The sequence below is a fragment of the Lysobacter ciconiae genome, assembly GCF_015209725.1.
GTDB classification, from domain to species: domain Bacteria; phylum Pseudomonadota; class Gammaproteobacteria; order Xanthomonadales; family Xanthomonadaceae; genus Novilysobacter; species Novilysobacter ciconiae.
In genome coordinates this window covers 1,630,012-1,643,058 of sequence record NZ_CP063656.1, presented here as the reverse complement: position 1 = coordinate 1,643,058, position 13,047 = coordinate 1,630,012, and the positions used below count along the sequence as shown (strand labels likewise).

Annotated in this window: 8 protein-coding genes; 4 read left to right on the top strand and 4 right to left on the bottom strand. The window is 67.0% G+C overall.

Annotated features, from left to right (window positions below; all coding sequences use genetic code 11):
* Positions 1–76: 76 nt before the first annotated feature.
* Positions 77–241, bottom strand: coding sequence for a hypothetical protein (locus INQ41_RS07500; protein ID WP_193983268.1), 165 nt, complete (start codon positions 239–241; stop codon positions 77–79).
* Between the two features lie 163 nt (positions 242–404).
* On the opposite strand from INQ41_RS07500, the gene INQ41_RS07495 reads away from it, so the two are divergent.
* From INQ41_RS07495 to INQ41_RS07480, 4 genes are all read left to right on the top strand, one after another.
* Positions 405–1,976, top strand: coding sequence for a protein adenylyltransferase SelO (locus INQ41_RS07495; protein WP_193983266.1), 1,572 nt, complete (start codon positions 405–407; stop codon positions 1,974–1,976).
* A 262-nt stretch (positions 1,977–2,238) separates the two neighbouring features.
* Complete coding sequence (locus INQ41_RS07490) at positions 2,239–4,128, top strand: ATP-binding cassette domain-containing protein (protein WP_193983264.1); 1,890 nt, start codon at positions 2,239–2,241, stop codon at positions 4,126–4,128.
* A 105-nt stretch (positions 4,129–4,233) separates the two neighbouring features.
* Positions 4,234–6,870 carry an excinuclease ABC subunit UvrA gene (locus INQ41_RS07485; protein WP_193983257.1) on the top strand — a complete coding sequence of 879 codons (2,637 nt, stop codon included), beginning with the start codon at positions 4,234–4,236 and terminating at the stop codon, positions 6,868–6,870.
* A gap of 40 nt (positions 6,871–6,910) precedes the next feature.
* On the top strand, positions 6,911–7,765 hold the full coding sequence (locus INQ41_RS07480; RefSeq protein ID WP_193987274.1) for a DUF72 domain-containing protein: 855 nt from the start codon (positions 6,911–6,913) through the stop codon (positions 7,763–7,765).
* Between the two features lie 77 nt (positions 7,766–7,842).
* On the opposite strand, the gene INQ41_RS07475 is transcribed toward INQ41_RS07480, so the two are convergent.
* The 3 genes from INQ41_RS07475 to INQ41_RS07465 are packed head-to-tail and all read right to left on the bottom strand — an operon-like array spanning position 7,843 to position 13,047.
* On the bottom strand, positions 7,843–8,463 hold the full coding sequence (locus tag INQ41_RS07475) for a TetR/AcrR family transcriptional regulator (protein WP_193983255.1): 621 nt from the start codon (positions 8,461–8,463) through the stop codon (positions 7,843–7,845).
* Positions 8,460–9,899, bottom strand: a complete 1,440-nt coding sequence (locus INQ41_RS07470) for an efflux transporter outer membrane subunit (RefSeq protein ID WP_193983253.1) — start codon at positions 9,897–9,899, stop codon at positions 8,460–8,462. The genes INQ41_RS07475 and INQ41_RS07470 overlap by 4 nt, the downstream gene beginning before the upstream one ends.
* Positions 9,892–13,047: an efflux RND transporter permease subunit gene (locus tag INQ41_RS07465; protein ID WP_193983251.1), complete on the bottom strand. Its 3,156-nt coding sequence runs from the start codon at positions 13,045–13,047 to the stop codon at positions 9,892–9,894. The genes INQ41_RS07470 and INQ41_RS07465 overlap by 8 nt, the downstream gene beginning before the upstream one ends.

Genomic DNA, 13,047 nt, shown 5'->3' with positions numbered 1-13,047 from the left:
GATCGGGTGCGGTCCGGGTCAGCTCCCGCTAAGCAGATGACGCCAATGCAGCGCGCACAAACCCCCGTCCCGGGCTTCAGCCCTGTTCGGTGGTCGGCGCACCATCGCCGGCATCCGCGCCGGGCTCATCGCCGTCGTTGTCCGGCTTGTCGGCCTGCTTGCGCGAGAGCTTTTCTTCCTTCTTCTTCTTCTTGGCGATTTCTCGCTGACGCTTTTCAAACGAATAATTCGGCTTCGCCATCGGCATTTCCTTGAGGATGTCTGGATCGGTGGATGGATCGGTGTATCCGGACCAGTCTAGGTCATGCGTCCCCGGCGCACCGGTCCTGCGGCGGGAATGGCGCCGGCAAACGTTAGGATGGACGGTGTCCGCGCAACCAGGCGGGTCTTGAGCGGTGAAAGCGATGCTTGATCTGACGTTCGACAATGCCTTCGTGCGCGACCTTCCCGGTGATCCGGATACCTCGGCCGGCGTACGCCAAGTCGAGGGCGCGGTGTGGTCGGCAGCGGCTCCTACACCCGTTCCTGAGCCGCGCGTTTTGGCCTACTCCGCGGAAATGCTGGCCCATCTGGGACTGACCGAAGCCGACGCCGCGACTCCGCAGTTCGCGGACGTGTTCAGCGGCAATGCGCTGCTCGCGGGCATGCAGCCGTACGCGGCCAATTATGGCGGCCACCAGTTCGGTGTGTGGGCCGGGCAGCTGGGCGACGGCCGCGCCATCAGCCTTGGCGACGTCGTGACGGAAGCGGGCGAGCGGTGGGAGCTGCAGCTCAAGGGCGCCGGACCGACGCCGTACTCGCGCAGCGCGGACGGGCGGGCGGTGCTGCGTTCCTCGATCCGCGAGTTCCTGTGCAGCGAGGCGATGCACCACCTGGGCGTGCCGACCACCCGCGCGTTGTGCCTGATCGGAACCGGCGAGCAGGTCGTCCGCGACATGTTCTACGACGGCCGCGCCGCACCGGAGCCCGGCGCGATCGTCTGCCGCGTGGCGCCGTCTTTCCTGCGCTTCGGCAGTTTCGAGCTGCCCGCATCGCGTGGCGACACCGGCCTGCTGCGGCAGCTGGTCGATTTCTGCATCCGCCGTGACTTCCCCGAGCTCGACGGCGAGGGGGAAGCCCTCCACGCAGCGTGGTTTAGCGAGATCTGCCGACGTAGCGCGGTCATGGTGGCGCATTGGATGCGTGTGGGTTTCGTGCACGGCGTGCTGAACACCGACAACATGTCGATCCTTGGCCTGACGATCGATTACGGCCCCTACGGATGGATCGACAACTTCGATCCGGGCTGGACGCCCAACACCACCGACGCGCGGCGCAAGCGCTACCGCTTTGGCCAGCAGCCCGCCGTGGCGTACTGGAACCTGGGGCGACTGGCCGGTGCGCTGGCGCCCTTGTTCGGCGACCCGGCACCGTTGCAGGCGGGGTTGCAGGCCTACGTGGATGCCTACAACGCTGCTGATCGCGACAACACGGTGCGCAAGCTTGGTCTGGCCGCGTACCGCGTAGGCGACAGCGCGTTGATGCAATCGTTGCAGGAGCTGCTGGCCGAGGCCGAGGTCGACATGACGCTGTTCTTCCGCGCACTGTCGGATTGCGACCCGGATGCACTCGACGGGGCGATGGACAGTGCTGCTTTTATCGACGCGTTCTACGACGCGGACAAGCGCGTCGCGTCAGCCGCCGCATTCCGGGACTGGATGAAGTTCTATCAGGTGCGCCTGACGGCCGACAGACTGGATCCGGAGCAGCGCCGACGGATCATGCGTGCCGCCAATCCGCGCTACGTGCTGCGCAACTACCTGGCCCAGCAGGCGATTGACCGGGCCACCCGTGGCGACATGGACGGAATCACCGAGCTGCTGGAGGTAATGCGCCGGCCGTACGAGGATCAACCCGGCCGGGAGCCATTCGCCGCCCGCAGGCCGGATTGGGCCCGCGACAAGGCGGGCTGCTCGATGCTCTCGTGCAGTTCCTGAGGCGCCAGTCCCGCGGTATCAACCGGGCGAGTGCGATCAGGCCGGAGTGAAGGCTTTCCCGGCTTTCTTGTCCCGCTTCTCCGCCTTCTTCTCTTTCATCGTCTTGGACGGCTTTTTCTTCTCGTCCTTCTTCTGGTCCATGCCCTTTGCCATGTCGATCTCCGGTAGCGCCGCTGAGTGGGCAGACGGACGTTTGCGGTCCGCACCGCCCAGTATGCGCGATTCCCTGCTACCGGGTTCGCGGGCCGCGTAGAATAGCGGCATGTCATTGATCACCCTGAATAGCGTCGACTACAGCGTCGGCGGCCCGCTCTTGCTCGAGAACGTCGAGCTGTCCATTGAACCCGGCGAGCGCATCGCCCTGATCGGCCGCAACGGCGCCGGCAAGTCCACCCTCATGCGCCTGATGGCGGGCGATATCCAGCCCGACGACGGCGAGATCCGCCGTGCCAGCGGTCGCCGTATCGCGCGCCTGGAACAGGAGGTCCCGCCCGACGCCGGCGGCACGGTGTTCAACGTGGTCGCCAGCGGGATGGGCGAGCTGGGTTCCTGGCTGGCCGAGTACCACCGGATCAGCCACGCCGACGTGTTCGACGGCGATGCGCTGTCCGAAGTGCAGGCCAAGATCGAAGCGGCCGACGGCTGGGGCGCGGATCAGAAGGTCGTGGAGACTCTGGACCGCCTGGGCCTGGACGGCGACGCCGAGTTTTCCGGCCTGTCCGGGGGCATGAAGCGCCGCGTATTGCTGGCCCGCTCGCTGGTCTCGGCGCCCGACCTGCTGCTGCTGGACGAGCCGACCAACCATCTGGACATAGAGGCGATCGACTGGCTAGAGGACTTCCTCAAGAATTCCTGGAAGGGCGCGCTGCTGTTCGTGACCCATGACCGGCGGTTCCTGCGCGCGCTGGCGACCCGGATCGTCGAGATCGACCGCGGCCAGGTCACCAGCTGGCCCGGCGACTGGGCCAACTACGAGCGTCGCCGCGAAGAGCGGCTCAACGCCGAAGCGCAGGAAAATGCGCGCTTCGACAAGATGCTGGTGCAGGAAGAGATCTGGATCCGGCAGGGCATCAAGGCGCGGCGCACGCGCGATGAAGGCCGCGTGCGCCGGCTCGAGGCCATGCGGTCCGAGCGCGCCAAGCGCCGCGATGCGGTCGGCAACGTGCGCATGGACCTGGCCCAGGCCGAGTCCTCGGGCAAGAAGGTCATCGAAGCCAAGTCGGTGTTCTTCGATTTCGGCGGCAAACCGCTGTTGAAGGGCGTCTCCACGACGATCTTCCGCGGCGACCGCATCGGCCTGATCGGTCCCAACGGCAGCGGCAAGACCACGCTGCTGAAGGTCTTGCTGGGTGAACTGCAGCCTCTTTCCGGCGAGGTCCGCTCCGGCAGCAACCTGCAGATCGCCTACTTCGACCAGTACCGGGCGACGCTGCGCGAGGACTGGAACGCACTGGAGAACGTCTCCGAAGGCCGCGAGTTCGTCGAGGTCGGCGGCAAGCAGAAGCACGTGATCGGCTACCTGCAGGATTTCCTGTTCACCCCGGAGCGGGCGCGTGCGCCGATCACCCGCCTGTCGGGCGGCGAGCGCAACCGACTGTTGCTGGCCAAGCTGTTCGCCCAGCCGTCCAACCTGCTGGTGATGGACGAGCCGACCAACGACCTGGACGTGGAGACACTGGAGCTGCTGGAGGAGATCCTCGGCGACTACCCAGGCACGCTGCTGCTGGTCAGCCATGACCGTGACTTCATCGACAACGTCGTGACCTCCACCCTGGTGATGGAAGGCGATGGCAAGGTCGGCGAGTACGTCGGCGGCTACAGCGACTGGGTTCGCCAACGTCCGGCGGAGCGGGTGGAGACCGCAACGAAATCCGCCTCGATGCCGGTCTCCCCGATCGCCGCCGCCGCAACGACGCCGAGCAAGCCCAAGCGCAAGCTCGCCTACAAGGAAGCGCGCGAGCTGGAGGCGTTGCCCGGCGTGATCGAGGGTCTGGACGGGCGCATCGCGGAGATGACGACGCGGATGAATGACCCTGCGTTTTACCAGCGCGACGCCGATGCGATCGCTGCCCACAACGTGGCGATGGCGCAGCTGCACGTGCAGCTGGAGCAGGCATTCGCGCGCTGGGCGGAACTGGAAGGCGAGGACTGAGCGACCCGCTGCGGCGGCTGCAGGCAAGTCCGCAGCGGCGGAGGTTCACGACGCGGTCAACCGGTTCTGGCCATCCTCGCCAGTCGATCCCAAGCAGACGAGCCGATGTCCGACCGTCGTTTAAGCACTGACCGCACGCCCAAGCGCCGTCCGCAGGCCCCGTCGACGACAGGCGGTGACGACGGTTTCGTCCGGGTGCGCGGCGCCCGCGAGCACAACCTGCAGGACATCGATGTCGACATCCCGCGCGACGCGCTGGTGGTGTTCACCGGAGTGTCGGGCTCGGGCAAGTCCTCGCTCGCTTTTGGCACGCTCTACGCCGAGGCCCAGCGGCGTTACCTGGACTCGGTCGCGCCCTATGCGCGCAGGCTGATCGACCAGGCGGGCGTGCCGGACGTGGACTCCATCGATGGCCTGCCACCGGCGGTCGCATTGCAGCAGCAGCGTGGCTCGCCGAGCACGCGTTCCTCGGTGGGCAGCGTCACCACGGTGTCCAACTCGTTGCGCATGCTCTATTCCCGCGCCGGCGACTATCCGCCCGGGCAGCCGATCATCTATGCCGACGGGTTTTCGCCCAACACGCCGCAGGGCGCGTGTCCGCGCTGCCACGGGCTGGGCAGCGTGCATGAGGTCAGCGAACGCTCGATGGTCCCTGACGACACCCTGACCATCCGCGAGCGCGCGATCGCCGCCTGGCCGCCGGCGTGGCACGGCCAGAACCAGCGCGACATCCTGGTCACGCTGGGCTACGACATCGACATTCCCTGGCGGGAAGTGCCGCAGGAGCAGCGCGACTGGATCCTGTTTACAGACGAGCAGCCGGTGGTGCCGGTGTACCGCGACCTGAGCCCTGCAGAGACCCGCGAGGCGATCGAGCGCGGCGACAACCCCAGCTACAACGGCACGTTTACCAGCGCCCAGCGCTACGTGCTGCACACGTTCGCGACCACCCAGAGCGCGATGATCAAGAAGCGTGTCGCGCGCTACATGGTCAGTGCGATGTGCCCGCTGTGTGAGGGCAAGCGTCTGCGTCGCGAGGCGCTGTCGGTCACGTTTGCCGGGCTGGATATCGGCGAGTTGTCGCGGCTGCCGCTGAAGGAACTCACTGTGCTGCTGGAGCCGGTCGCGCACGGCGCGGCTGCAGATTCGCCGCAAGCGCATGAACATCCGGAGCAGGCGATCGTCGCGCAGCGCATTGCCTCCGACCTGCTGGCGCGGATCAAGGTCATCGTCGAGCTGGGCCTGGGCTACCTGACTCTGGAGCGCACCACGCCCACGCTGTCGCCGGGCGAGCTGCAGCGGTTGCGGCTGGCCACTCAGATCCGCTCCAACCTGTTTGGGGTCGTGTATGTGCTCGACGAGCCGTCGGCAGGGCTGCATCCAGCCGATACGCAGGCGCTGCTGGCGGCGCTGGACGATTTGAAGGGTGCCGGCAATTCGCTGTTCGTGGTCGAGCACGAAACCGACGTGATCCGCCGCGCGGACTGGGTGGTCGATATCGGCCCGGCGGCGGGCGAGCAGGGCGGCCGCGTGGTCTACAGCGGTCCGCTGGATGGGCTGGTCAAGGTCAGCGAATCGCAGACCGCGCGCTACCTGTTCCCATCGCCTGGCGCGAGGGTTGACGCCGCGTGCAGCGACCAACCGGGCGGGCCGATCGCTGAGGCGAGGCGTACGCCGCGCATTCCCACCGACTGGCTGCGACTGCAGGGCATCAGCCGCAACAACCTTGACAATCTGGCCGTCGCCTTCCCGCTGGGCGTGTTCACCACCGTCACCGGGGTGTCCGGTTCGGGCAAGTCCAGCCTGGTCAGCCAGGCGCTGGTCGAGTTGCTGTCCGAGCACCTTGGTAAACCAGCCGACAGCGACAGCGATGAGGACGACCCGCTGGAGCCGGCTCCGGTGACCCGCGGCGGCCGGATCGTTGCCGGACTCGACGCGGTCAAGCGGCTGGTGGTGGTTGACCAGAAGCCGATCGGCCGCACGCCGCGCTCCAACCTGGCGACCTACACCGGACTGTTCGACCAGGTCCGCAAGCTGTTCGCCGCCACGCCGGAAGCGCGCGCCAGGGGTTACGACGCGGGGCGGTTCTCGTTCAACGTCGCCAAGGGCCGCTGCCCGACCTGCGAGGGCGAGGGCTTCGTCAGCGTGGAATTGCTGTTCATGCCCAGCGTCTATGCGCCGTGCCCGCAGTGCCACGGCGCCCGCTACAACGCCGAGACCTTGGAGATCACCTGGAGCGGCCTGACCATCGCCGGAGTGTTGGCGCTCACGGTGGATGCGGCGGCCGACTTCTTTGCCGACGCCGCGGCAGTGTTGCGCCCGCTGGAGGTGCTGCGCGAGGTCGGGCTGGGCTATCTGCGGCTGGGCCAGCCGGCCACGGAACTGTCAGGCGGCGAGGCCCAGCGCATCAAGCTGGCCAGCGAGCTGCAGCGCGCGCAGCGGCGAGGAACGGTGTACCTGCTCGACGAGCCGACCACCGGCCTGCATCCGGCCGATGTGGACGTGCTGATGCGCCAGCTGGACGGGCTGGTGGAAGCGGGCAACACCGTCATCGTGGTCGAGCACGACATGCGGTTGGCGGCAGCCAGCGACTGGATCATCGATATCGGGCCCGGTGCGGGCGGCGAGGGCGGGCGCGTGGTGGCGGAGGGGACGCCGTCGGACGTCGCAAAATCACCGGCCAGCAGGACCGCAGCTTTCCTGCGTGAGCAACTGCGCGGCGCGCACGTTCGCGAACTCTAGTCCGTGCCAGACTGGCCGCGGTCCCAAGCGGAGTCTGCATATGTCCGACGCCAAGCGCGCTCCTGACGAACCTGCAGCGCCCGGCGTCGATCGCATCCGTGTCGGCGTCGGCGGATGGACATACGCGCCTTGGCGCGCGGGAATGTTCTATCCCGCCGGGTTGGCGCAGCGTCGCGAGCTGGAGTACGCCAGCCGGCATCTGACCGCCATCGAGATCAACGGCACCTACTACCGCGCGCAGAAGCCCGCGATCTACGCGAAGTGGCGGGATGAAACGCCTGAGGGATTCGTGTTCTCGGCGAAAGCGCCCAGACGCATCGTGGAATCCCGCACCTTGGCGAACACGGGCCCGCAAATTGACGACTTCATCAACGGCATTGTCGAACTGGGCGATCGCCTTGGGCCGCTGGTCTGGCAGTTCACCGCCAGGCACAAGCTCGACGCGGAGGATTTCGCCAAATTCCTCGACCTGCTGCCGAAAAAAGCGAACGGCCGGCGATTGCGCCACGCGCTGGATGTGCGCGATCCGGCGTTCGTTGACTCCGCCTATCGGGATCTCGTGCGCAGCCACGGTATGGCGACGGTGTTCACCGACTCGGACGAGGAGCCCTCGTTTGCCGATATCACCGGCGATTTTGTCTACGCGCGATTGATGCGCTCACACGCTGACAGCATCACCGGCTATGAGCGCGGCGCCATCAAGGACTGGGCGCGCCGGGCAAGCCTGTGGGCCAGCGGCGGGGAACCCGACGACCTGCCGCGCATCGGTCCGCCGTCCGCCAAGCCGGATCCAAAGCAGCGGGACGTGTTCGTGTTCTTCATCGGTGGGGCGAAAGAGCGAAACCCGTGTGCAGCGATGACGCTGATCGACGAGCTTTCCAGTCATTCCGCCTGACGTCCATCGGCCGGTGAAAACCATGGCCCGCTGCCAGCGCCCGAAGTACGCGTCGGCGGCGACCGTGGAGCATCATTTCAAGACGGTTTGAGCAGCTGCGGCACGAATTCGCGCAGCGCCGCCTCAAGCAGGGTGCGGTCCAGGTCCGGTTCGCGGGTCTGGCGCACCTTCAGGCCTTCAAACAGCAGCTGCATCAACAGGGCGCGTTGTTGGGCCAGCGCGTGCGGCAGGCCGGGGCGACCGTCCTCGTCGTCCTCGGCCAGCCAACCGGCCAACGCGCCCCGCATCGCCCGGTCAAAACCGTCCAGGGAGGCGGCGATGCTGGGATCGCGGGTCGCCTCGGCGGACATTTCCAGCAGCAGGGCCGGGTTCATGCCGCGGGTTTCATCGTCGCCGCACCGGTCGAAGCTGGCGATCAGTTCGGCGGTGATGTCGACCTTGCGCTTGAGGTTCATGTCCTTGAGCAGCATCGCCAGCTGGTGCTCGACGATGGCCAGGATGATCTCGTTTTTGCCGGCGAAATACCGGTAGATCAGGCCCGCGCTCATCCCGGCCGTGTCGGCGATGTTGGCCATGCTGGCGCCGTGGAAGCCGCGCTCGACGAAGCATTTCTGCGCGGCGACAAGGATCCGCTCGCGCTGCGCCTCCACGCGCGCTTCGGCCTTGTTGGCTCCAGGAAGGTCCGGCGTGGCGTTCATTGGCCTTCGACCCAGCCTCCGCCCAGCACCTTGTACAGCGTGACGCGGTTGGCCTGTTCGGCAAGCAGCGTGGCCACCAGCGACTGCTGGGCGTCGTATAGCGTGCGCTGGGTGATCAGCAGCGTGAGGTAGCTGTCCAAGCCGGCGTCGTAGCGGGCCTGGCTCAGCTCGTTGGTCCGCGTGGCCGCCTGCAGCAGGGCTTCCTGCGCGATGCGCTGCTGGGCCAGCGTCTTGCTGAGCGCCAGCGCGTCGGCGACTTCGCGGAAGCCGCTCTGGATCGACTTCTCGTACTCGGCCAAGGCGATGTCGCGATCCGCCGTGGCCATGCCCAGGTTGGCGCGCAGGCGGCCGCCCTGGAAAATCGGCAGGTTGATCTGCGGCATGAACGACCACACGCCGTTGCCGGACTTGAACAACCCCGACAGCTCATCGCTCGCCGAGCCGATCGACCCCGTCAGGCTGATGGAGGGGAAGAAGGCGGCACGCGCGGCGCCGATGTTGGCGTTCGCGGCCAGCAGGCGGTGCTCCGCGGACATCACGTCAGGCCGGCGCAGCAACACGCTGGAGGGCAGACCGGCAGGCAGACCGGCCAGGCCGCTCACGGCCGGTTCGAATCGGGTCGGCAGCAACGCAGGATCAAGCGTGTCGCCCACCAGCAAGGTCAGTGCGTTGATGTCCTGGGCCACCTGGCCGGCGAACCGTGCCACGTCGGAGCGCGCGGTTTCTACCGTGGTGCGGGCCTGGTTGACGTCCAGCGCCGACAGCGCGCCCAGCTCGAAGCGTTTCTCGGTCAGGTCAAAGGCGGCTTGCTGGTTCGCCAGCCGCGCTTCGGTCACGCGAAGCAGTTCCTGGTCGGCCGCCAACGCCAGGTAGGTATTGGCGACCTCCGCCACCAGCGAGAGTTGCGCGGCGCGGCGCGACTCCGCGCTTGCGAAGTAGCTTTGCAACGCGGCGTGGCTGAGGCTGCGAACGCGTCCGAACAGGTCCAGTTCGAACTGCGCGATCCCAAGTCCGGCGGTATAGAGGTCGGTGACCGGCGCATCACCGCCTGTGCGCTGCAGTTCGGCGCTTACGCCGAGTGAGGGCACCCGGTCGGCGCGCTGGATGCGGTACTGCGAGCGGGCACGCTCTACATTCAGCACCGCAACGCGCAGGTCGCGGTTGTTCTCCAGGGCCTGCGCGATGAGCTGTTCCAGGCGCGGGTCGACGAAGAAGTCGCGCCAGCCCACATCGGCAACCGGTGTCGCGCCCGGGTCCATCTGCGGCTGCGCGGCGGCCGTCGCCGGCGGATTGGCATCGGCCGAGGTGGTCGGCGGCAGCGGCCATTCGGCGGGGATCGCCGGGGCCACTTCCGGCACCCGCGGCTCGAGCATCGCGCAGCCGGACACGAACAGGCTGGTCGCCAGCGCGAGCGCGGTAACAAGTGGCTTATGCATTGCGGTCGTCTCCTGCTGCGAGGGCTTCGGCAGCGGGTTTGCGCAGGTCACGGTCAAACAGCAACTCGATGACCACGAAGAAGAGCGGGACGAAGAACAGGCCCAGCAGCGCGCCGACGATCATTCCGCCGAGCACGCCGGTACCGATTGCGCGCTGCGCACCCGAGCCCGCGCCGGTGGCGATGGCCAGGGGAAGCACGCCCATGCCGAAGGCCAGCGAAGTCATCAGGATCGGGCGCAGGCGCTCGTGCACGGCCTTCATGGTGGCGCGGATCAGGTCCATGCCTTCCTTCTCCATGTAGTCCCTGGCGAAGGTGATGATCATGATCGCGTTCTTGCTGGTCAGCCCGACGGTGGTCAGCATGGCGACCTGGAAATACACGTCACGCTCCATGCCGCGCATGGATGCGGCGAGCGCCGTACCCAGGATGCCCAGCGGCGCCACCATCAACACGGCCGTCGGGATGGTCCAGCTCTCATACAGCGCCGCCAGGCAGAGGAACACGATCAGCAGCGAGAGGGTGTACAGCAGCGGGGTCTGCGCACCGGCGGCGCGTTCCTGGAAGGACAGGCCGGTCCACTCGATCTCGAAGCCCGGCGGCAACTGCGACGCCAGCTCCTCGACGCGGTCCATCGCCGCACCCGAGCTCTCGCCCGGGGCCGCCTCGCCGTTGATCTCCATTGCCGGCACGCCGTTGTAACGCTCCAGGCGCGGCGAGCCGTATTCCCAGCGCGAGGTGCCGAAGGCCGAGAAGGGCACCATCTCGCCCTCGTTGTTGCGCACCGACCAGCGGTTGAAATCCTCGGGCACCATCCGGAACGGCGCGTCGGCCTGCAACATCACCCGCTTGACCCGGCCGCGATCGATGAAATCATCGATGTACTGGCCGCCCCAGGCAGCCGCCAGCGTCGCGTTGATCTGCGCCGCCGACAGGCCCAGCGCCGCGGCCTTTTGCTGGTCGATGTCCAGACGCAGCTGCGGCGCGTCTTCCTTGCCGTTGGGGCGCACGTTGACCAGCATCGGATCCTGCGAGGCAGCCCCGAGCAACTGGTTGCGTGCATTGACCAGCGCGTCGTGGCCGAGGCCGGCGTTGTCCTTGAGGTAGAAGGCGAAACCGGCCGACGTGCCGAGCTCGGGAATCGCCGGCGGCGAGAACGCGAACGCGAATGCGTCCTTGATTCCCGACAGGCCCATCATTGCGCGACCGGCCACGGCCGTGGCCGCCAGGTCCTCGTCCTTGCGCTCGCTCCAGTCCTTGAGCTTGATGAAGGCCATGCCGCTGTTCTGGCCGGTGCCGCTGAAGCTGAAGCCCTGGATGGAGAAGACCGACTCCACGGCTTCCTTCTCGTTCTCCAGGAAGTAGGACTCTACCTTCTTGATCGACTCCATGGTCCTTTGCTGGGTCGCACCGACGGGCGCGACGATCTCGGAGAACAGGATGCCCTGGTCCTCCGGCGGCAGGAACGAGCTGGGCAGGCGCAGGAACAGGAAGCCCATCAGCAGCACCATCAGCGCGAAGATGCCCATGTAGCGCTTGCGGCGGCCGATCATCGAGCGCACGCCGCGCTGGTACTTGGCGCTGCCGCTGTCGAAGTGGCGGTTGAACCAGCCGAAGAAGCCGGTCGTCTTGCCGTGTTCACCGGGCTTGATCGGCTTGAGCATCGTCGCGCACAGCGCCGGCGTCAGCACGATGGCGACCAGCACCGACAGGCCCATCGCCGACACGATCGTGGCGGAGAACTGCCGGTAGATCACGCCGGTCGATCCGCCCAGGAACGCCATCGGCACGAACACCGCCGACAGCACCAGGCCGATGCCGACCAGGGCGCCGGTGATCTGGTCCATGGACTTGCGCGAGGCCTCCAGTGGCGACAGGCCTTCCTCGCTCATCAGTCGCTCGACGTTCTCCACCACCACGATCGCGTCATCCACCAGCAAGCCGATCGCGAGCACCATCGCGAACATGGTCAGCATGTTCACCGAGAAGCCCAGCGCGGCCAGGATGCCGAACGTGCCCAGCAGCACCACTGGCACGGCGATGGTCGGGATCAGGGTCGCGCGGAAGTTCTGCAGGAACAGGTACATGACCAGGAACACGAGCACGATCGCCTCGATCAGGGTCATGATCACGCCCTTGATCGCCACCCGCACGAACGGGGTGGAGTCGAACGGGGTGACCGCGACCAGGCCCGGCGGGAAGAACGGCTTCAGCTCCTCGAGGGTCTTCTTCACGCCATCGGCCGTGTCCAGCGCGTTCGCGCCGGTGGCGAGCGAGATCGCCACACCGGTCGCGGTCTGGCCGTTGTAGCGGGTGATGAACTCGTAGTTCTCCGCGCCGAGCTCGACCCGGGCCACGTCGCCCAGCCGCAGCACCGAGCCGTCCTTGTTGTTGCGCAGCATGATGTTGCGGAACTGCTCCGGGGTCTGCAGGCGGTCCTGCGCGGTGATGGTCGCGTTGATCTGCTGGCCATCGATCGCGGGTGCACCGCCCAGCGTGCCCACGGCGACCTGCGCGTTCTGTGCCTGCAGGGCGGCGGTGATGTCGGCCGGGGTCAAGGCGTAGGTATCGAGCTTGTCGGGGTCGAGCCAGATGCGCATGGCGTACTTGGCGCCGAACACCTGGATGTTGCCGACGCCGGGGACGCGGCTCAGCGGATCGGCGACGTTTGCCCCCACGTAGTCGGCGATGTCGTCCTTCTCCAGGCTGCCGTCCTCGGACACGAAGCCGATGACCTGCAGGAATCCGCTGGAGGATTTGCTGACGTTCACGCCCTGGCGCTGGACTTCCTGCGGCATCAGCGGCATGGCGGACTGGAGCTTGTTCTGCACCTGCACCTGGGCGGTGTCCGGGTCGGTGCCCTCCTCGAAGGTCAGGGTGACCGACGCGCTGCCGTTGGCCTCGCTGGTGGAGGAGAAGTACATCAGGCCGTCCAGGCCTTTCAGGTTCTGCTCGATGATCTGGGTCACCGAGTCCTCGACCACCCGCGCGGACGCGCCCGGATAGTTGGCGCTGATCGACACCGTGGGCGGCGCGATCGTCGGGTACTGGGAGATGGGCAGGGTGAAGATCGCCAGCGAGCCGGCGAGCATCACGATGATCGCGATCACCCAGGCGAAAATCGGGCGGTCAATGAAGAAGTGGGCCAT